Origin of the sequence: Isoptericola sp. NPDC019482, from assembly GCF_040632295.1 — a bacterium.
Taxonomy (GTDB): domain Bacteria; phylum Actinomycetota; class Actinomycetes; order Actinomycetales; family Cellulomonadaceae; genus Isoptericola.
The window spans coordinates 26,554-45,204 of sequence record NZ_JBEYBQ010000037.1 but is presented as its reverse complement, the minus strand read 5'-3'; the positions used below and the strand labels follow the sequence as shown (position 1 = coordinate 45,204).

Here is an 18,651-nt window from a genome sequence, read left to right as displayed (position 1 = left end):
GTGTTCGCGCCGGTGACGTAGGCCGCGTGGTGCTTGTCGTGGTGCAGCTCCATGATCTTGCCGCTGATGTGCGGCTCGAGGGCGCTGTAGTCGTACGGCAGGTCGGGCAGGGTGTACACGGGCATGTCTTCCCCTTCGTCGTGCGGATGTCGTTGCTGGTCACGCTACGACCTGAACCCTTGTTGAGGTCAACGTGTTCCGGCCAACGTGTCCCAGGTCACCACGGTCACGACGTCCACGCAGCGCCGCCGGGGAAGCGGAACTCCGCCACGGACTCGGGGCGCATCTGCGTGGAGTAGCCGGGCGCGGCCGGCACGACGTACGACACGCCCTGGCCGGCGTCCTTCACCAGGCACGGGTCGGTGAAGTGCTCGTGCAGGTGGTCGACGAACTCGGTGACGCGCCCGTCCAGCGACCCGGAGACTGCGACGTAGTCGAGCACGGAGACGTGCTGGACCATCTCGCACAGGCCGACGCCGCCGGCGTGCGGGCAGACGGGCACCCCGAACTTCGCGGCGAGCAGCAGCACCGCGACGATCTCGTTGATGCTGGCCAGGCGGCCGGTGTCGAGCTGGCAGTAGTCGGTGGCCCCGGCCTGGAAGAGCTGCTTGAACATCACGCGGTTGTGGCAGTGCTCGCCCGTCGCGACGCGGACGGGGGTGACGCCCTTGCGCACCGCGGCGTGGCCGAGGACGTCGTCGGGCGACGTGGGCTCCTCGATCCACAGCGGGTCGAACCGCTGCAGCGCGTTGACCCACTCGATGGCCTCGGGCACGTCCCACACCTGGTTGGCGTCGATCATCAGCGTGAGGTCGGGGCCGAGCTCCTCGCGCGCGATGCCGAGGCGGCGGACGTCGTCCTCGAGCCGGGCGCCGACCTTGAGCTTCACGTGCCGGTAGCCGGCGTCCACGGCCTCGCGGGTGAGGCGGCGCAGCTTCGCGTCGTCGTATCCGAGCCAGCCGGCCGACGTCGTGTACGCGGGGTAGCCGCGACGCTCCAGGTGCGCGATCCGCTCCGCCCTGCCGGGCTCGGCGGCGCGCAGGATCTCCAGGGCCTCGTCGCGGGTGAGCGCGTCCGAGAGGTAGCGCAGGTCGGCGACGTCGACGAGCTGCTCGGGGGACATGTCCGCGAGCAGCCGCCACACGGGCTTGCCGGCACGGCGGCCCGCGAGGTCCCAGGCGGCGTTGAGCACCGCGGCGAGCGACAGGTGCACGACGCCCTTCTCCGGGCCCAGCCAGCGCAGCTGGCTGTCGGCGGTGAGGTCGCGGTACGTGGCGCCCATGTCGCCCACGACGTCGTCGACGTCGCGCCCCACGAGCCGGTCCGCCTGGTGCCGCGCCGCGAGGGCGACGACGTCGGTGCCACGGCCGATGGTGAACGTGAGCCCGTGGCCGGCGAGCGGCTCGCCCGCGGTGTCGGTGCCGTCGGTGCGCAGCACGACGTACACGGCCGAGTAGTCGGCGTCCACGTTCATGGCGTCCGAGCCGTCGGCCGTGCGGGAGGTGGGGAAGCGGACGTCGGTGATCTCGACGTCGGTGATGGTGGGCATGCGCACCTCTTCGTGGCGGTGATGAAAAGATCGGATGACTGCCCCCTACCGTAGTGGCGAGCTGTCAACTCCTCCAAGAGACTCCTCCCGGCGAGGGGTGAGAGATCCGAGGAATGCCGCATAGGCTCGGTCTGCTCACGAGAAGTCACCGACGACGAATGGAGAGCGATGACGGAGCGGACGAGACGAGCACTCGTCGTGCGCGGCGGCTGGGACGGCCACTCCCCGGAGGCTGCGACGGACCTGTTCCTGCCCTTCCTGCGCGAGCAGGGGTTCGAGGTGCGGGTCGAGACGGACAACGAGGTGTACGCCGACGCCGACACGATGGCGGCGACTGACCTGGTGCTGCAGTGCGTGACGATGTCGCAGATCAGCGGCCCCGCGCTGCAGGGCCTGCGTGCGGCCGTCGAGGCGGGCACCGGGCTGGCGGGGTGGCACGGCGGGATCGCCGACTCCTACCGGAACAGCTCGGACTACCTGCAGCTGGTGGGCGGGCAGTTCGCCACCCACCCGGGCAAGGAGCCGCACCTGCGGGTGGGCGACGGCTCGGACAACTTCCTGCGGCACACGGTCGAGCTCACCGACCTGGGCCGGGAGCATCCGATCACCGCCGGCCTGGACGACGTCGAGCTCGAGACCGAGCAGTACTGGGTGCTGCACGACGACCTCATCGACGTCCTCGCCACCACCACCCACCCGGCGCCGGAGTGGCACCCGTGGCACCGCCCGGTGACGTCGCCCGCGGTGTGGACGCGGCAGTGGGGCGCGGGGCGCGTGTTCGTCGCGACGCCGGGACATTCCGTGGACGTGCTGGAGAACCCGACGGTCCGCACCATCGTGGAGAGGGGGCTGCTGTGGGCGAGCCGGTGAACGCGCAGGTGAGCGATGGCCAGGTGGGCATCGGCATCGTGGGGCTGGGCGTCATCTCGCGCCAGTACCTGGACACGCTGGCCGGGCACCCGCGGGCACGGGTCGTGGCGGTGACGGACCTGGACAGCGCGCGGGCGGAGGCCGTCGCGGCGGAGCTGCCGGGGGCGCGCGTGGCCGCGGACCTGGACGCGCTGGTCGCGGACCCCGACGTGTCGGTCGTCCTGGACCTCACGACGCCCGGCGTGCACGCGCACGTCGCGAAGGCGTGCGCGGCGGCGGGCGTGGACCGCTACGGCGAGAAGCCGCTCGCCGTGGACCTGGCGGCGTCGCGGGAGGTGATGGCCGCCGCGACCGCCGCGGGCACGCGCGTGGGCTGCGCCCCGGACACCGTGCTCGGCACGGGGGTGCAGACGGCGCGGGCCGCCGTCGCGGAGGGCCGGATCGGCACGCCGACCGCCGCCGTCGCGACCTGGGTCTCGCCGGGGCACGAGCTCTGGCACCCGCACCCGGACTTCTACTACGCGCCGGGCGGCGGGCCGCTGCTCGACATGGGCCCGTACTACCTCACGAGCCTGGTGCAGATCCTCGGGCCGGTGGCCTGGGTGCAGGGCGCGGCGTCGCGGTCGCGGGACGAGCGCACCATCGGCTCCGGCCCGCGGGCGGGGGAGCGTGTGCCGGTCGAGGTGGCGACCCACGTCACGGGCGTGCTCGGCCACGCGAGCGGCGCGCTGTCCACCGTGACGGTGAGCTTCGACGCCGTCGGCTCGCACGCCCGCCCGATCGAGGTGCACGGCACCGAGGGCTCGCTCGTGGTGCCCGACCCCAACCGGTTCGACGGCGACGTCGAGCTGCGGGCGCTCGGCGGCAAGGAGTGGGAGGTGCTGCCCCCGAGCGCCGGCTTCGTGGGCGCGGGCCGCGGCGTCGGGCTGCTGGAGATGGTCGGTGCGGCTGGGCTGGACGGTGACGCGTCGGCGTCCCCGCGTGCCGGTGGCGACGTCGGGCTGCACGTCATGGAGATCATGACGGGGCTCCTCGACTCCGCGGAGTCGGGCCACCGGGTGGAGCTGACCACCGCGCCGGCCGTGCCGCCGCTGGTGCCCCTCACCCCCGAGGGCGCGTGGCGCTGAGATAGCAGGGGCGACGGCGCGCCGCGAGCACGTCCGCGGCGGCGCGCTGGCCGTCGTCGAGCGTCGAGCCGAGCGCGTGCGCGGCGTCGTCGAGCGCTGACCGCACGCGCAGGGTCTCCCGGGACGTCGTTCTCGACCACACGGTCAGGACCCTAGAGGAACGGAGATGCCCCCTTCGAGCACGGGATCCGTCCCGCCATCCGGGTGGTTGGCGACACGGATCCCGTGCTCGAAGGCGACGCGGTCAGCTCGCGGGGGAGAGGCTCATCTCGCCCGCGGGGCCCTGCCGGTAGGCCGTGAAGTATCCGTCGGTGGCGAGCGGGTTGTCCGCCGCGTCGTCGAGGTAGCTCCACACGGGCTCGCCGTCCACACGCAGCACCACGCGGGTGCCACCCTCCACGTCGACCGCGCCGAACGTCACCTCGTGGGTCGAGTTCGACTCGATCACCGTGTTGGGGAACGTGTCGACCATGAAGACGGCGGGGCTCCACTTCTGCATCTCGATGACGTCCTCCTTGATGACCACCAGGTAGCCCGAGCTGCTGTTGGTCCACACCGGGTCGCCGGCGGTCTTCGACCGGACGGAGAACCCGAACCAGCCGCCGTTGAAGGCACCGACCGAGGTGTCGAACCGGAGCAGCTCGTCGCCGAACTGCCGCGGCGTGAAGCTCCATGCGCCGCGCGGCGCCAGGTGGGCCGCACCGTCGGCCACCGTGATGCCCTCGCCGGGCGTCCAGGCCGCGGGGTCGAGGATCTCGGCGCCGAGCGACGTCACGGGGTGGTCGGCCGCCTGCACCGTCACGGTGGACGACGCCGCGAGGCCGGCCACCACGGTCGACGTCGCCGTGATCGTGGCCGTGCCCGCGGCGACGCCGCGGACGACGCCCTTCGCGTCCACGGTCGCGACGGACTCGTCGCTCGAGGTCCACTCCAGGCCGGTGCGCGTGGCGTCCGCGGGGGTGAACGACGCCGCGAGCGGGTGCGTCTCGCCCGGCTCGATCGTCGCCTCGGACGGCGCCAGCGTCAGGCCGTCGGGGTCGACGCCCACGAGCGAGAACCGCACGTCGTCGAAGTCGAGCGACGTGAAGCCCTGTACGTAGAACCCGACCTTGCCGGCCCCGTCGGGGGCCGGGTTGGCGCCCGCCACGACCTCCTCGCCGTCGAGCAGCACGCGCACTCCGCCCGCCGTCACCACGACGCGCACGTCGTACTGGGTGGAGGGCTCGAGCCCCTCGCCCGCGGGGAGCTTGACCTCCTGCACCGTGCCCCACGCGGAGTCGAAGATCGTCCACGTCGAGCCGGCCGCCGCGTGGCGGTAGCGGACGTACCCGCCCGGCGCGCTGCCGGTGCGGTCGTAGACGAGCATCTGCCCGCCCTCGGGCACCTCCGCCGGCGTCGTCACCGTGAAGTCGAGCGCATACTCCGAGAAGGAGCGGTCGAGCTGGGAGTTGGCGCCGTTCTTGATCCGGTAGACGTGGTCGCCCGTGCCGTCGTCGACGATCGCCCGGTTCGGGTCGGTGGCCCAGCCGTTGCCGCCCGTCTCGAAGTCCGTCGAGTGCAGCACGCCGTCGCCGGCCGCCACGGTCACGGTCATCTCGTCACGGATGCCCGCGTCGGCCTCCGCCTCCGCGCTCACCGTCACCTCGCCGGGCGCGACGGCGGTGAGGATCCCCGCCGCGCTGACGGTCGCGACCTCCGGGTCGCTCGAGGTGTACGTGACGGCCTGCTGCGTCGCGTTCCACGGCACCGCCTGCGCGGTCACCGACACCTCGTCGCCGAGCGTCACCGCCAGCTGGTCCGCGGGCAGCTGGAGCGACTCCAGGGCCACGGTGTCCGGCGTCTGCGACTGGCCGACGTGCCCGTCCGTGCCGATCTCGTCGAACGGGATGGCCTCGAACCCGGGGATCTGGTCGAAGACGGCGGCGTCGTCGCGCAGCGAGTAGTCGCCGTTCGCCGCGTCGACGAAGCCCGGGTCGGCGTCCGTCACCCAGTTGGCGTCGTCGCCGGTCCCGTAGTTGAGCAGGTTCTTCGTGTCGAGCGCGCCCTCGGCGTTGACGTCGGGGTTGCGCTTCCGGTCCGGGTTCCAGACGACGTTCTTCGCGAACGTGCTCTTGTTCGGGAAGTAGTGGTCGTCCTCGAAGAAGTGGCCGAGCTCGGGGTACTTGGTCAGGTACGGCGTGCCGACGAAGTCCTTGTGGTCGGCGAACACCTTCTCCCACTTCGGCATGTACACGCGGTCGACGGTGTTGCCCTCGCCGTCGCCCATCCACTGCGTGTAGTTGTCGTACGGCACGGTCGTGTCGACGAACACGTTGTTCGTGGCGTCGATGTAGTCGGCCGAGCCCGACTTGATCGCGTCGTTCCCCATGTTCACGAAGACGTTCTGGCTGATCTCCAGGTCCCACGTGAAGTTGTCGGCGTAGATGCCCTCGACGCCGTGCTTGGTGAGGCCGACGTCGTGGAAGTAGTTCTGCCGGAACACGTGCCCGCGCTGCTGCGGCGTCTCGCCCGAGTTCATGTAGATGGCGCCGAGGTCCTGGAACGTCTTGCAGACGTCGTAGACCTCGTTCTGCTCGAACAGGTGGTCGTTGCCGTGCACGATGACGCCCGGGTGGGGCGCGTCGTTGATCTCGTTGCCGCGCGCGATGTTCCCGACGCCGTCGAACATCACGCCCGGGTTGTACGCCTTGTGGTAGTACGCGAAGTCGTGGATGTGGGAGTCCTCGACGCGGTTGCGGCCGGGCTCGAGGGTCGTCTTGTCCCCACCTTGCAGCACGACGCCGACGCCGCCCACGTGCCGGATGTCGCTGGAGACGACGGCGTGGTCGCGGCCGCCGCGGTTCACCGGGATGCCGTCGTAGGTGTAACGGCCCGGCGAGTTGATGGACACGCCGCCGTCGGTGAAGTTCTGGACGTCGCTGTTCGAGATCGTCACGTGGCTGCCGCCGAGGATGACGGCGCCCAGGGCCCGCCCGTACTCGAGCACCAGGTCGTCGAAGGTCACGTACGACGCGCCGTCCGTGCGGATCATCGGCTCGTCCAGCGTCGTGACGACCGGCGCCCCGCGCTCGGCCAGGAACGACGCGTTCGGCACCAGGTAGAGGATCCCGGTGTCGCGGTCGATGTAGTACTCGCCCGGCGCGTCGAGCTCCTCGAGCAGGTTCTGCGCGAAGTGGAAGTCGGGGTACCAGGTCTTCATCAGCCCGGACATCTCGCCGTAGCGCATGGTGATGGTGCGTGCGTCGGTGTCGATCGTGTCGATCTTGTTGTACGACCACTCCCAGCTCTGGCCGAAGATGCCGTCCAGCCAGACGTCCTCCGCCTCGCCCCAGTACTGCGGGCGGTCGTAGGAGTAGCTGAACGTGCCGCCGCGCTCCTGCAGGTCGGCGTCGTCCTTGGTGGGGCCGGGGTCGACGATCTTGTTCATCTGGACCGTGTCCTTCGCCGCGCCCGCGTTGGGCCAGCGCGCGAGGGTCATGTCCTCGCCGTCCACGTACAGCTCCATCGGCGGCGTCGCGCTGACGTCGTTGGCCTTCCAGTAGCCGTGCCGGCTGAGCTGGCCGTAGTCGTCGATGCCGAGCTCGCGCAGGTCGATCTGGAGGACGTCGTCGTGCGCGGACGTCTCGATGATCCGGTCGAGCACGGCCTGGTCGGTGACGGGGGAGAAGCCGTCGTAGGGCAGCTCCCTGCCGCCCGAGATCGTGGCCCGCTCGCCGGGGTAGGAGGCGTACGTGATGGGGGCGTCCTGGGTGCCCGAGTCCTCCGGCCCGAGGAGGAACGACTCCGAGCGCTCGTAGGTGCCCTCGCGGAGGTAGACGGTGACGCCCTTCTTGCGCTGTCCCTTCGACAGCTCGCGGATCGCGTCGCGCGCGCCCTCGAGGGTCGCCAGGGGGCGCTTCTGGGATCCCTTCGCGCCGTCGTTCCCGTCGGGGGAGACGTAGAGGATGACGCCGGCCTTGGTCCGGGCTCCGGCGGCCGCGGTCGGTTCCGCGTGCGCGGTGGTCTGTGTCCCTGCGAGGAGCAGGGACGTCAGCAGCAGTGCTGACAGTGGTCGCTTCATTGCGAGTGCTCCGACCTCTCGTGTGGTCACGGGGTTCTCGGGGCGACGCGGGTGCGGCGCGCCGGATCGTCAAGCATCGGCAGATTACATTAATCGATAATCGCTGACAACGGTGTGGTGGCGGCCCGGACCCGCTACGGTCGGACCCGTCCGTCACTCGAAGGAGAGCTCATGACCAGCAGTGCAGCCCCCGAACGCCTCGTCTTCGTCGGGGACTCCATCACCGACGCGGGCCGCGACCGCGGGGACGAGACGTCCCTCGGCGACGGCTACGTCTCGCTCGTCGCGGCGGACCTGCCGGACGCCGTCGTCCTCAACCTCGGCATCGGCGGCCACCGCGCCGTCGACCTGGAGGAGCGGTGGGAGCGCGACGTCGCGCCGGCCGCGCCCGACGTCCTCACGGTGTATGTGGGCGTCAACGACACCTGGCGTCGCTTCGACTCCGACGACGCGACGAGCGCCGAGGCGTTCGAGGCCACGTACCGCCGCCTGCTCGACCGGGTGCCCGGCAGCCCGCGGCTCGTGCTGGTCGAGCCGTTCCTGCTGCCGGTGCGCGACGAGCAGCGCGGCTGGCTGGAGGACCTCGACGGCAAGCGGGACGTCGTCGCGCGCCTGGCCGCCGAGACCGGCGCCGCGCTGGTGCCGCTGCACACGCTGCTGACCCGCGCGGCCGAGGACGCCGGCGCCGCGGCGCTCGCCCCGGACGGCGTGCACCCGACGCCGCCGGCGTCCCGGATGATCGCGGACGCCTGGCTGGCCGCGTACGCTGGCTCTACACAAACGATTCTCGATAACGATCGGACGAACGACGTGGGGCAGCAGGCATGACGGACGCGCTCAGCTCGATCAGCGGCCTGGAGCGCGGGCTGCTCTCCGACCAGATCTACGACCTCGTGAAGTCGATGATCAAGACGTCGCAGCTCGCCCCGGGGGAGCAGCTCGTCGAGTCGCAGCTCGCCCGCCGCCTCCAGGTCAGCCAGGCCCCGGTGCGCGACGCGCTCAAGCGCCTCGCCCACGAGGGCCTGGTGACGCACGTGCGCCACCAGGGCAACTTCGTGGCGCAGTACTCCGACGAGGAGGCGCAGCAGGCCAAGCAGGCGCGCGTCGCGCTCGAGGCGTTGGCCGGCCGGCTCGCGTGCGGGCAGCTCGCGCCCGAGACCCGCTCCAGCCTGGAGAAGGTCATCGACGAGATGCACGGCGCCGTCGACGCGGCCGACCTCCCCGCCTTCCGCGAGCTCGACTTCGGGTTCCACCGCGCCGTCATCGAGGCCAGCGGCAACACCTACCTGCCGCGCATGTGGGACATCATCGAGCCCAGCCTCCGGTCCATGCACCTGCTCGGCGACCCCGAGTTCACCGGCGACTGGCACCAGGTGGCCGACTGGCACCGCAGCCTGCTCGACGTGCTCGACGACGGCGACGCCGACGCCGCGTCCGCGCTCTTCGAGGCGCACGCGGCGGGCACGCTGCTCGACGGCGAACCTGACGGCTCGCAGGACGCCGCCGGCTGACCAGCTACACCCGCCAGCCCGTGGCGGCGGCCCAGGCCTCCGCCCGGGCGGTGATCTCCGCGATCAGCCCGCCCTTGGCGTCGGCGTAGTGGTTCATGCTCGGCCAGTCGCGGGCCGCGAGCTCGCGCTTGAGCGCCGCGTAGGCGGCACGGTCGTCGGCGTCGTGCCGGAGCCGGTCGCGGAACAGCAGGTGCCTCCGCTCCCAGTCGCCGCCCGCCGGGCAGACATGGACGTGCACGTCGCGCTCCGGCGTGCGGACCAGGCGGTGGCCGGGCTCCCGCACGCGCAGCTCGTACCCCGCGGCGAGGAGCGCGGGCAGGTACGCGTCCTCGTCCTCGACGTCGGGCACGCTGACGTCGATGTCCACGATCGGCTTGGCCGCGAGGCCCGGCACCGACGTCGACCCCACGTGGTCCACCCGCACCGCCGTCGGGCCCAGGGCGGCCACGATGCGCTCGCGCTCCCGCGCGAACCGCGCCGGCCACGCCGGGTCCGGCTCGACGAGGACGATCTGGCGCTTCTCGATCCCACCCACCAGCTCGACCGCGTCGTCGGGTGCGCCGCTCATCCCTGCGCCTCCCACTCCGGCGCGAGCACCGACCAGACCTCGATGTCCTGCCGCACGCCGCGGTGCTCGTGGTGCTCGCGCAGCACCCCGTCGCGCCGCATCCCCAGCCGGCGGGCGACCGCGATGCTCGCCGCGTTGCCCGACGCCGCCCACCACTCGACGCGATGGATGCCGCGCTCGCGGACGGCCCAGTCGATGATGACGCGCGCGGCCCGGGTCACCAGACCGCGCCCCGCGGCGGTCGGCTCCAGCCAGCAGCCCGCCTCGGCCGTGCCCTGCGCCACGTCCATCGTGCGGAAGAGGACGCCGCCCACCAGCGTGCCGTCCAGCCAGATGCCGTAGAGACGCCCGCTGTCCGTCGCGGCCTTCTGCGCATACGACTCGAGGAACGACCGGCTCGACTCCAGGTCCGTGATCCGGTCCGCCAGGCCGATGAACCGCCCGACGAACTCCCGGCCGCGGTCGATCGTCGCCAGCAGCTCCTCCGCGTGCCACGGTTCCAGCGGCCGCAGCTCCGCGCCGTCGTCACCCAGCGACCTCGCGAACATCGTTCCTCCCCGCGCCTGGCCCGGCCGGCCTGCCGGACCGGGGGATCCTCCCACGGGACCGGCGCGGGGCGTCCGACTCTCGTTAAAATTCGCCGGTGGACGCAGGATGGTTCGAGGAGACGACGGCGCGCAGCGCCGTCGGCCGCGAGGCGCGCTCGGTCGCGTGGGAGCGCACTCCGCTGGGCCCGCCGGACGAGTGGCCCGTCGCGCTGCGGCACGCCGTCCGGCTGTGCTTCTCCACGCGGTTCCCCGTGATGATGGTCTGGGGCCCGGAGCTCACCCTCATCTACAACGACGGCTACCGCGCCATGCTCGGCACGGACAAGCACCCGGGGGCGCTGGGCGCGCCGGCCGCGGCCGTGTGGGACGAGATCTGGCACGACGTCGGCCCGCTGTTCGAGCACGTCCTGGCCACCGGCGAGCCGACGTGGAGCCGGGACCTGCTCCTGACCATGAACCGGTCGGGGTTCGACGAGGAGACCTACTTCACCTTCTCCTACAGCCCGCTGCTGGACGACGACGGGCGCATCGCCGGGGTCCTCGACATCGCGACGGAGACCACGCTGGAGGTGGTGAACCAGCGGCGGCTCTCCACGCTCGGCGAGGTGCACGCCGCGCTCCCGACCTCCTTCGACGACCTCCCGGCGTTCCTGCGGCCGGTGCTCGACGTCCTCGCGCGCAGCGCCGACCTGTCCCGGGCCGCGGTGTACGACGCCACGGGTCAGGACCTCCTCCTGGAGACCGGCGGACCGGCGGCGGACGACGAGCGCGCCCTGGTCGCCCGCGCCCTCGACTCCGGCGAGCTGCTGACGGTCGACGGCGCGGTGGTGAAGCCGATGCGCTCGGGCGTCGGCCGCGGGGTGCTCGCCGTGCTGGTGCTGCGCGGCACGTCGGTGCGTCCCTGGGACGCGGACTACTCGCGCTTCCTGGCGGTCGTGGCCACGACCGTCGCGGCGACCCTGCGCGACGTGGTGCGCCGCCGGGACGCGGACGACGACCTGCGCAGCCGCGCCCGGCGCTCCGAGGAGGGGCGGGTGCGGGCCACCGAGGTGTCGCTGGCCCTGCAGCGGGCGGTGCTCACCGATCCGCCGCAGCTGGACGACCTCGACGTGGTGGTGCACTACCAGCCGGCCGCGCTCGAGCGCGACATCGGCGGGGACTGGTACGACGCCTTCACGACACGCGACGGCGCGACGACGCTGGTCATCGGCGACGTCGTCGGGCACGACCTCGGTGCCGCGGTGGCGATGGGCCAGCTGCGCGCCCTGGTGCGGGCCATCGCCTACGACAACAGCCACCAGACGCCCGCGCGGGTCCTGGAGCGGGTGGACGCGGCGGTCGACGGGCTGCTCGTCGCCGGCGCGGGCACGGCCACCGTCCTCGTGGCCAGGGTCGAGCAGACGGCGGACCAGCGGGCTCGCGGCGCCCGCACGGTGCGCTGGTCGAGCGCGGGTCACCTGCCCCCGGTCCTGGTGCGGGCCGACGGGACGAGCGAGGCGCTGTGGGTCGACAACGACCTCGTCCTCGGCGTGGTCCCCGCGACCGCGCGCCGGGACCACGTCGTCGAGATCCTGCCCGGCGACACGCTCGTGCTGTACACCGACGGGCTGGTCGAGGTCCGGACCGAGCCCCTGCGGCAGCGGGTGACCCGTCTCGCCCGCGTGCTGGAGGGCACGCACGCGGCCGAGCTGGACGGGCTCCTGTCCGCCGCGCTCACCGGGATGCTGTCGGAGACGGTGGAGGACGACGTCGCGATCGTCGCGGTGCGCGCCTGTCCGCAGCGGCCCGCCGTCGAGACCTCCCGTCAGCCCGCGACGGCCCGGTCGGCGACGCCGTAGAGCCGCGCGGCCGTCCCCGACCAGACGGCGGCCGTGGCCGCGTCGTCGAGCGCGGGCAGGGCGCCGGAGGTCCGCGCGACGATCTGGGCGTACGGGGCGACGCGTGCGGACATCGGCCAGTCGCTGCCGAACAGCAGCCGGTCCGGGCCGAGCAGATCGACGGCGGCGCGGGCGGCCGCCGCGACGCGGCCGGCGTCGGCCGGAGCCGTCGTGTGGAGGCCCGACAGCTTGGCGTGCGCGCGAGGGCGGGCGGCGACGGCGGCGAGGGCGTCGCGCCAGGCGTCGTCGGGGTCGCCCGTGCCGAGGCCCAGGTGGCAGACGACGACGTCGAGGTCCGGGTGTCGCCCGGCGAGGGCGTCGACGGCCGGGAGCTGGTCGGGGCGCACCAGCGTCTCGAGCACCCGGCCGGAGGCGGCCAGGCCCTCGCACAGCGCGTCCAGGCCGGCGACGTCGGACAGGTCCGCCACGCCGCCGGGGACGGCGAGCCGCAGGCCCGCGACGGGGACGCCGTCGTCGATCAGCGCCTGCGCCATCCCGGCCCAGGCGTGCGGGTCGTCCGGGCGCGCGTCGTACTGGAGCACGACCGGTCCGGGCAGCGGGCCGTGCGCGACGGCCCGCCGCGCGAGCCAGCGCGCCTCGCCCTCCGTGTCCGCGGCCTGCACGGCCACCGCGGCGCGCACGGGCACCGGCGACGTCGCGACGGCGCGGGCCAGGTCGTCGGGCCCCACCTCCGCAGGCAGCCCGAGCCCGTCGTGGAACCACGAGATCCGCATGGCCGCCGTGTCCCACAGGTGCACGTGCGCGTCCACGACCCCGTCCACGCCCTCGCCGAACGGGCGGTTTGCGCCGTTATGCGGTGCCATGCGACCCGATAACGGTGTCAACCGCCTGTTCGGCAGCGCTTGCGATCGCGTCGAGCTCCGACCACAGGTGGTCGGGGACGACGGCGTCGGCGGCGTCGGCGAAGACGTCCACCTCGGCGGGGGTGCGCGCGCCCACGACGACGGCCTCGACGCCCGGCACGCGGAGCGGCCAGCGGACGGCAGCGGTGGGCAGGTCGATCCCCTCGCGGTGGCACGCGGCCGCCATGCGCAGGGCCCGGTCGACCTGGTCCGGCGACGCGGGGTGGTAGTCGAAGAACGGCGCCGCGACCGGGTCGGCGAGCACGCCGGAGTTGTAGACCCCCGCCGCGACGACCCCGACGCCGCGCTCGCGGGCGGCCGGCAGCAGGTCGTCCAGGGCCGTGCGGTCGATCAGCGTCACCCGCCCGGCCGGCATGACGACGTCCAGCTCGCCGGCCGCCCCGCGGACCAGTCGCGCCACGGGCGCGTTGCGCCCCATCCCCACGCCGACGGCGCGCACGACGCCCTGGTCGCGCAGCTCCAGCAGCGCGGGCAGGGCGCCATGCCTCGGGTGCAGCGCCTCGTCGACGTCCGCCGGGTCGTGCAGGTAGAGCAGGTCGACGCGGTCGGTGCCGAGCCGGGCGAGGCTGGCCTCCAGAGACCGCAGCACGCCGTCGCGGCTGAGGTCGCCGACCGTCCGGCCGCCCGGCCCGCCGGTGCCGCCCGACGGGACGGGCACGCCGTCGGCGTCGACGATCACGCGCCCCACCTTGGTGGCGATGACGACCGAGTCCCGGTCGACCCCGGCGAGGGCGGCACCGAGCCGCAGCTCGCTGACGCCCTCGCCGTAGTGCGGCGCGGTGTCGAAGAAACGGATCCCGCGCTCGAGCGCGCGGGCGACCGTCGCCTCGGCGTCGGCCTCCGCCACGGGCGCGAACAGGTTGCCGATCGGCGCGCAGCCGAGGCCGAACGACGACGCGGCGAGCCCCGCGCCGGGGGCCTCGGCCGGCGGGGTCAGCGGGCGGAGTCCTGCGCGGAACGCCATGCCTCGAACTCCCCTCGGGTGTCGGGGGTCAGCGGGTAGTAGTCGCTGAGGCGGGCGCCCTCGTCGAGCCGCCGCCGGCTGAAGACCTCCCACTCCTCGTGGTCCTGCGCGGACGCGACCACCTGGTCGGCCATCGCGCGGGGCACGATGACGGGGCCGTCGTCGTCCGCCACGACGAGGTCGCCCGGCATGCACAGCACGCCGCCGACGGCGACGGGCACGTCGTAGGCCCAGGGGAACAGCTCGGACTGCGAGGCGTAGTGCGGCGTGACGCCGGTGGACCACACGGGCAGGCCGAGGTCGGCGATCTTGCCCGAGTCGCGGATGCGGCCGTCGACGACCATGCCCGCGCCGCCCTTGCGCTGGAAGTAGCGGGCGAGGATGTCGCCCACGCAGCCCGAGAAGCGGCTGCCGAACGCCTGGACCACCAGCACGTCTCCGGGCTGCACCGCCTCGAGCACGTGCCACAGCGCGGTGTGCCGCTCCACGTACTCCTGCTCGTCGCCGGCGGCGAGGTCCTCCCGCTGCGGCATGAACTGCAGGGTCAGCGCGTTGCCGACGACGCGGTAGCCGGGCCGCAGCGGCCGCGGGCCCTCGACGAACGAGTGCCGGATGCCGAGGCCGTGGAGCTTGGCGCAGGCCGTCGCCGCCGACACCTGGCCGAGCCGCTCCAGGGACTCGGCGTCCGCCCGCTCGTACGCGCCGCCGCGCACGGGCAGCGAGATCTCGGGCCGCACGAGCCCGGCGCCGGGGTCGGAGGGCAGGGCGTCGACAGGCAGCCCGTCGGTGAGGGCTTCGGTCATGGTCGGGCTCCTTCGTGGTGCTGGTGGTGACGTGGCGCGCGGCCGGCGGGTGCGGTGAGCAGGACGACGTCGGCTCGGTGGCTCGGCGGCAGCTCGACGAGCAGGTCGGGGGCGTCGAGCGGGACGGTCGCGACGGTCCGGGCGCCGGCGCGGCCGGCCGACGCCGTGGACGGGCCGGGCCAGACCCCGCCGTCCTCGCCGCGCACGACGACGCCCGTCAGGCGCTCCTCGCCGAACCGCGAGGGCCGCACGCGCACGCGCCGGGCGTGCGTGGGGGAGAGGTTGACGAGGCTGAGCTCGACGCACCGGGTGCCGTCGCCCAGATCGAGGTATCCGTCGCCAGATCGACCCTCGGTACCTCGATCTCGCGACGGGTACCTCGATCTCGCGTCGAGGGACGTGACGAGGGCGGCGACGTCGGGCGGCAGGCCGGGGCGCTGCCGGTCGGCGTCGGTGTACGCGACGGCGGCGAACGGCAGCCCGCCGTTGTACAGGGTCTGCGGCGTGCCGGTGACCAGCTGCCCCAGCACCTCCGTGACGACCGGGTTGGCGCGCTGCCAGAAGTGCAGGTGCACCGTCTCGGGGTCCACCGGCTCGGCGTCCATCACCGCCACGCGCCGGGCGAGCTGGCCGAGCGCCATCGACAGTGCGCGCTCCGGGTAGTCCGGCAGCGAGCCGTCGAGGAACGCGAGCCACGGGCCCTCGTGACCCGCCTCGACCTTGTCGCGGAACGGGCGGACCTCGTCGGAGCCGGGGACGCCGTCGAGCACGCGGTCGAGGCGCTTGCGGTCGGCGTCGTCGCGCGTCCACCACCACAGCCAGGTGGGCAGGTCGAGCTGGAGCGGGCCGAAGTCGAACCAGCCGTCGGCTCCGTACCGGTAGGGCACGAGCGTCGCGGGTTCGGCGGCGTGCGGCCCGAGCCGCTCGAGCCAGCTGCCGCGCAGGCTGAACGGCGTCTCGGTGACGGGCGCGGTGATCGCGTGGTCCAGCGCCGTGTCGAGCATGGTGCGCACCAGGTCGAGCGGCCCGTCGTCGCGCGCCCCCGAGGCGCCCGACACGAACGACGCGTTGATCGCGCCGATCAGCGTGCTCATGCCCACCGAGTGCAGGCCGTGCGGCCAGGTCCAGCCGTAGTGCCCGCCGTACCAGGCGCCGTCGTGCAGGCCGCCGACGACGCCGTCGGGCGCGACGTTGTCGGGTATGAGGCCGCCTGGTGCGGACCCGGTGGCGGCGCGCTCGCGCCAGCCGTCGACGTACCGCGCCACCCACGCGGCGGACGCGGCGTCGCCGTCGTACAGCCACCGGTTGGTGACGAGGGACGTCGCGGCGAGGTTGACCGCCGTGTCGCCCGCCGCCCGGCGCTGGAGCTCGTCGCCCATGAGCTGGGCGCGGGCCGGGTCCTCGAGATCCTTCCAGCGTTGAATGCCGGGCAGCCCGTGCAGCGGCAGGCCGTACGCCTCCATGTAGTCGAGCGACGCCGGGTACGTGAGCCACTCGGTGCCCAGCCCGGGCAGGGGGCCCCGCGCGCCGTTGTGCGGCGCGGTGATGAGGTTCCGCGCCGGGTCGTAGTTGCCGTGCGCCGGGTCCGTGTACAGCGCGGCGAACCGGCGCGCGCGCTCGGCGAACCGCTCGTCGCCGGGGTCGGCGGCGCACAGGCCGTAGAAGAACAGCAGCGACTCGCCCTGGTGGAACCAGTCGTACCCGTTCTCGTACTCGCCCGTGAGCATGCCGCCCTCGGTGAGCTGTGCCGTCACGCCCTCGAAGTGGTGCTTCGCCGCGTCGAGGATCTCGTCGCTGCCGCCCAGGGCGTAGAACGCGGGCCAGTTGAAGAACGGCTCGTACAGGTCGTCCACGCCGTCGCGGTGCTCGAAGCCGCCCGCGTGCAGGATGCGCCCGTCGGGCCCGGTGTAGCGGGCGGAGAAGAGGCGCCAGGCCTCCTCCGTCGCGTCGAACAGGCGCCGCTCGAGCACCGCCCAGGCGGGGACCTCGTGCAGCGGCGTCGTGGGGATGCGGGGTGGCGTCGCGGGTGCGGTCATGTGCTCAGCCCTTCGTCGCCCCGGCCACGAGGCCGCCGATGATGTGCCGCTGCATGAGGACGAAGAACAGGATCGCGGGACTCACCGCCAGCAGCAGGGTCGGGAAGACGGTCGTGTAGTCGGTGGAGAACTCGCCCACGGCCGCGTACACGCCGGTCGTCACGGTGTAGATGCCGGAGCTCGGGCCCAGGATGATCTGCGGGCTGACGAAGTCGTTCCAGACGCTGATCGAGTTCAGCACGACGATCGTCGCGACGACCGGCTTCATGATCGGGAAGATGCACGACCAGAACGCGCGGATCTTGCCCGCGCCGTCCAGGGCGGCGGCCTCGTCGATGTCGCGGGGCACGGTGCGCAGGTAGGCGGCGAACAGGAAGATCGTCACCGGCAGCGTGGCCGCCGTCTCGAACAGGATGAAGCCCGGGATGGTGTTGATGAGACCCAGCACCCGCAGCACGAAGACGACGGGGATCAGCGTCACCTGGCCGGGGATGAACAGGCCGGACACGAAGAGCAGCAGCAGGCCCAGGTGCCACTTCGACCGACCGCGCGCGATGACGTACGCGACCGGCGCGGCGAGCGCGATGCCGCACACGTTGACCAGCGCCACGAAAAGCAGCGTCACGCCGTAGGCCCGCACCACGTTGAACTTCGCGCTGGTGAGCGCGGCCTGCAGGTACTCCAGGCTGAACGTGTCCGGGGTGATCGCCAGCGGCGAGGAGATGATCGCGTCCTGCGGCTTGAAGGCGTTGATCACCATGATGTACAGCGGCACCACCATGACCAGCGCCACCAGGCCCAGCACCACCCACTTGAGCACCGTGCCCACGCCGGGCAGGGGGCGGCGGCGGGTGCGCGACGCCGGTCGTGCGGGCGCCGGGGCAGCGGCCGGCGGGGTCACGGGGGTCGTCGGGTGCGTCGTCGTCGCCATCAGTCGGCCACCTTCTTCTCCGCGCCGCGTCGCGCGAACGTCACCGCGAGGCCGAGCACGGCCGTGACGAGCAGCAGGATCACGGACTGCGCCGCGCCGAACCCGAGCTCGGACTGGCCGAACGAGTCCCGCAGGATCTGGTACACGATCGTCTGGGTCGAACCGGCGGGTCCGCCGTCGGTCAGGGCCAGGACGACGTCGTAGACCTTGAGCAGCCCCACCAGCGTGAGGACGAGGTTCACGGTGAACACCGGGGCGATGAGCGGCAGCGTGACGTTGCGGAACTGCTGCCACTTCGAGGCGCCGTCGACGGTGGCGGCCTCGTAGTACTCGGTGGGCACCGACTTGATGCCCGCGAGGAACAGGATCATGTTGAAGCCGAAGTGCGCCCACACGATCGTGAGGATCACGCTCGCCTTGGCGAACGTGACCTCGGTGAGGAACGGCAGCGGCGCGACGCCGAGGTGACCCAGCAGGCCGTTGACCGCGCCCTCGGGGGACAGCATCGCGGACCAGAGGAACCCGATGATCAGCGAGCTGATGATGTACGGGTAGAAGAAGATCGTGCGGAGCAGGGTGTTCGCGCGGCTGTTGCCGGCGATGAGCGCGGCGATGAACAGCCCGACCGCGTTGCACAACACGGTGCCGCAGAAGGCGACGACGGCGGTGAAGATCGCCGCGTCCACGGTGCGCGGGTTGCGGAACGCCTCCGTGTAGTTGTCGAAGCCGATGAACGTGAAGTTCAGGCTGTAGCCGTTCCAGTCGGTCAGGCTCAGCACGAACGCCAGGAACATCGGCACGATGAACATCGCCAGGAAGACCAGGACGGCGGGGCCGCCCATGACGATGCCGGGCAGACGGTCGCGCCACACGCGCGCCGCCGGGCGGCGGCGCGCGCGGGCGAGGGGGAGGGTGGCAGCCAT

General features: G+C 72.9%; 16 protein-coding genes and 1 pseudogene. 5 read left to right on the top strand and 12 right to left on the bottom strand.

Translation table 11 applies throughout. From position 1 onward, the window contains the following. Together ABZ493_RS18640 and ABZ493_RS18635 are read right to left on the bottom strand one after the other, a co-directional pair. A pseudogene (locus ABZ493_RS18640) lies at nucleotides 1-125 on the bottom strand (superoxide dismutase); the annotation flags it as partial. A gap of 101 nt (nucleotides 126-226) precedes the next feature. Next, on the bottom strand, nucleotides 227-1,549 hold the full coding sequence (locus ABZ493_RS18635; protein WP_430583617.1) for an enolase C-terminal domain-like protein: 1,323 nt from the start codon (nucleotides 1,547-1,549) through the stop codon (nucleotides 227-229). A 168-nt stretch (nucleotides 1,550-1,717) separates the two neighbouring features. On the opposite strand from ABZ493_RS18635, the gene ABZ493_RS18630 reads away from it, so the two are divergent. Then, nucleotides 1,718-2,419: a ThuA domain-containing protein gene (locus tag ABZ493_RS18630; RefSeq protein WP_430583616.1), complete on the top strand. Its 702-nt coding sequence runs from the start codon at nucleotides 1,718-1,720 to the stop codon at nucleotides 2,417-2,419. Continuing rightward, on the top strand, nucleotides 2,404-3,546 hold the full coding sequence (locus ABZ493_RS18625) for a Gfo/Idh/MocA family oxidoreductase (RefSeq protein WP_430583615.1): 1,143 nt from the start codon (nucleotides 2,404-2,406) through the stop codon (nucleotides 3,544-3,546). Before ABZ493_RS18630 ends, ABZ493_RS18625 begins: the two co-directional genes overlap by 16 nt. Here the strand turns inward: ABZ493_RS18625 and ABZ493_RS18620 are convergent. Then, entirely contained in the window at nucleotides 3,521-3,688 is a 168-nt protein-coding gene (locus ABZ493_RS18620; RefSeq protein WP_430583614.1) for a hypothetical protein, read from the bottom strand. The two genes, ABZ493_RS18625 and ABZ493_RS18620, sit on opposite strands and share 26 nt — an antisense overlap. Nucleotides 3,689-3,790: 102 nt before the next feature. After that, nucleotides 3,791-7,606 carry an Ig-like domain-containing protein gene (locus ABZ493_RS18615; protein ID WP_430583613.1) on the bottom strand — a complete coding sequence of 1,272 codons (3,816 nt, stop codon included), beginning with the start codon at nucleotides 7,604-7,606 and terminating at the stop codon, nucleotides 3,791-3,793. Between the two features lie 171 nt (nucleotides 7,607-7,777). Between ABZ493_RS18615 and ABZ493_RS18610 the strand changes: the two genes are divergently transcribed. Continuing rightward, nucleotides 7,778-8,434, top strand: coding sequence for an SGNH/GDSL hydrolase family protein (locus tag ABZ493_RS18610; protein WP_430583612.1), 657 nt, complete (start codon nucleotides 7,778-7,780; stop codon nucleotides 8,432-8,434). Next, nucleotides 8,431-9,117 (top strand): GntR family transcriptional regulator, encoded by a 687-nt coding sequence (locus tag ABZ493_RS18605; RefSeq protein ID WP_430583611.1) that lies wholly within the window; start codon nucleotides 8,431-8,433, stop codon nucleotides 9,115-9,117. Before ABZ493_RS18610 ends, ABZ493_RS18605 begins: the two co-directional genes overlap by 4 nt. Before the next feature lie 4 nt (nucleotides 9,118-9,121). Here ABZ493_RS18605 and ABZ493_RS18600 read toward each other — a convergent pair whose 3' ends face one another. Beyond that, on the bottom strand, nucleotides 9,122-9,685 hold the full coding sequence (locus ABZ493_RS18600) for a GrpB family protein (protein WP_430583610.1): 564 nt from the start codon (nucleotides 9,683-9,685) through the stop codon (nucleotides 9,122-9,124). Next, nucleotides 9,682-10,233: a GNAT family protein gene (locus ABZ493_RS18595; RefSeq protein WP_430583609.1), complete on the bottom strand. Its 552-nt coding sequence runs from the start codon at nucleotides 10,231-10,233 to the stop codon at nucleotides 9,682-9,684. Before ABZ493_RS18595 ends, ABZ493_RS18600 begins: the two co-directional genes overlap by 4 nt. Nucleotides 10,234-10,328: 95 nt before the next feature. On the opposite strand from ABZ493_RS18595, the gene ABZ493_RS18590 reads away from it, so the two are divergent. Continuing rightward, on the top strand, nucleotides 10,329-12,071 hold the full coding sequence (locus ABZ493_RS18590; RefSeq protein WP_430583608.1) for a PP2C family protein-serine/threonine phosphatase: 1,743 nt from the start codon (nucleotides 10,329-10,331) through the stop codon (nucleotides 12,069-12,071). Here the strand turns inward: ABZ493_RS18590 and ABZ493_RS18585 are convergent. From ABZ493_RS18585 to ABZ493_RS18560, 6 genes are read right to left on the bottom strand one after another with little or no spacing between them, the layout of a single operon-like run. Then, entirely contained in the window at nucleotides 12,038-12,934 is an 897-nt protein-coding gene (locus ABZ493_RS18585; RefSeq protein ID WP_430583607.1) for an amidohydrolase family protein, read from the bottom strand. The genes ABZ493_RS18590 and ABZ493_RS18585 overlap by 34 nt on opposite strands. Next, nucleotides 12,921-13,958 (bottom strand): aldo/keto reductase, encoded by a 1,038-nt coding sequence (locus ABZ493_RS18580; RefSeq protein WP_430583606.1) that lies wholly within the window; start codon nucleotides 13,956-13,958, stop codon nucleotides 12,921-12,923. Before ABZ493_RS18580 ends, ABZ493_RS18585 begins: the two co-directional genes overlap by 14 nt. Then, a complete protein-coding gene (locus ABZ493_RS18575; protein WP_430583605.1) occupies nucleotides 13,928-14,761 on the bottom strand; it encodes a ribonuclease activity regulator RraA in 834 nt (277 codons plus the stop codon). The genes ABZ493_RS18580 and ABZ493_RS18575 overlap by 31 nt, the downstream gene beginning before the upstream one ends. Further along, on the bottom strand, nucleotides 14,758-16,797 hold the full coding sequence (locus ABZ493_RS18570; protein ID WP_430583604.1) for a hypothetical protein: 2,040 nt from the start codon (nucleotides 16,795-16,797) through the stop codon (nucleotides 14,758-14,760). The genes ABZ493_RS18575 and ABZ493_RS18570 overlap by 4 nt, the downstream gene beginning before the upstream one ends. Before the next feature lie 4 nt (nucleotides 16,798-16,801). Next, entirely contained in the window at nucleotides 16,802-17,728 is a 927-nt protein-coding gene (locus ABZ493_RS18565; protein ID WP_430583603.1) for a carbohydrate ABC transporter permease, read from the bottom strand. Then, the gene (locus tag ABZ493_RS18560) at nucleotides 17,728-18,651 is read right to left on the bottom strand and encodes a sugar ABC transporter permease (RefSeq protein WP_430583602.1); all 924 of its coding nucleotides are present in this window, start codon (nucleotides 18,649-18,651) and stop codon (nucleotides 17,728-17,730) included. The genes ABZ493_RS18565 and ABZ493_RS18560 overlap by 1 nt, the downstream gene beginning before the upstream one ends.

Excerpts from the sequence above, each read along its gene's own strand:
- ABZ493_RS18635 (WP_430583617.1), bottom strand. The coding sequence starts at position 1,549 with ATGCCCACCATCACCGACGTCGAGATCACCGACGTCCGCTTCCCCACC.
- ABZ493_RS18630 (WP_430583616.1), top strand. The coding sequence starts at position 1,718 with ATGACGGAGCGGACGAGACGAGCACTCGTCGTGCGCGGCGGCTGGGAC.
- ABZ493_RS18615 (WP_430583613.1), bottom strand. The coding sequence starts at position 7,606 with ATGAAGCGACCACTGTCAGCACTGCTGCTGACGTCCCTGCTCCTCGCA.
- ABZ493_RS18610 (WP_430583612.1), top strand. The coding sequence starts at position 7,778 with ATGACCAGCAGTGCAGCCCCCGAACGCCTCGTCTTCGTCGGGGACTCC.
- ABZ493_RS18605 (WP_430583611.1), top strand. The coding sequence starts at position 8,431 with ATGACGGACGCGCTCAGCTCGATCAGCGGCCTGGAGCGCGGGCTGCTC.
- ABZ493_RS18600 (WP_430583610.1), bottom strand. The coding sequence starts at position 9,685 with ATGAGCGGCGCACCCGACGACGCGGTCGAGCTGGTGGGTGGGATCGAG.
- ABZ493_RS18595 (WP_430583609.1), bottom strand. The coding sequence starts at position 10,233 with ATGTTCGCGAGGTCGCTGGGTGACGACGGCGCGGAGCTGCGGCCGCTG.
- ABZ493_RS18585 (WP_430583607.1), bottom strand. The coding sequence starts at position 12,934 with ATGGCACCGCATAACGGCGCAAACCGCCCGTTCGGCGAGGGCGTGGAC.
- ABZ493_RS18580 (WP_430583606.1), bottom strand. The coding sequence starts at position 13,958 with ATGGCGTTCCGCGCAGGACTCCGCCCGCTGACCCCGCCGGCCGAGGCC.
- ABZ493_RS18575 (WP_430583605.1), bottom strand. The coding sequence starts at position 14,761 with ATGACCGAAGCCCTCACCGACGGGCTGCCTGTCGACGCCCTGCCCTCC.
- ABZ493_RS18570 (WP_430583604.1), bottom strand. The coding sequence starts at position 16,797 with ATGACCGCACCCGCGACGCCACCCCGCATCCCCACGACGCCGCTGCAC.
- ABZ493_RS18565 (WP_430583603.1), bottom strand. The coding sequence starts at position 17,728 with ATGGCGACGACGACGCACCCGACGACCCCCGTGACCCCGCCGGCCGCT.
- ABZ493_RS18560 (WP_430583602.1), bottom strand. The coding sequence starts at position 18,651 with ATGGCTGCCACCCTCCCCCTCGCCCGCGCGCGCCGCCGCCCGGCGGCG.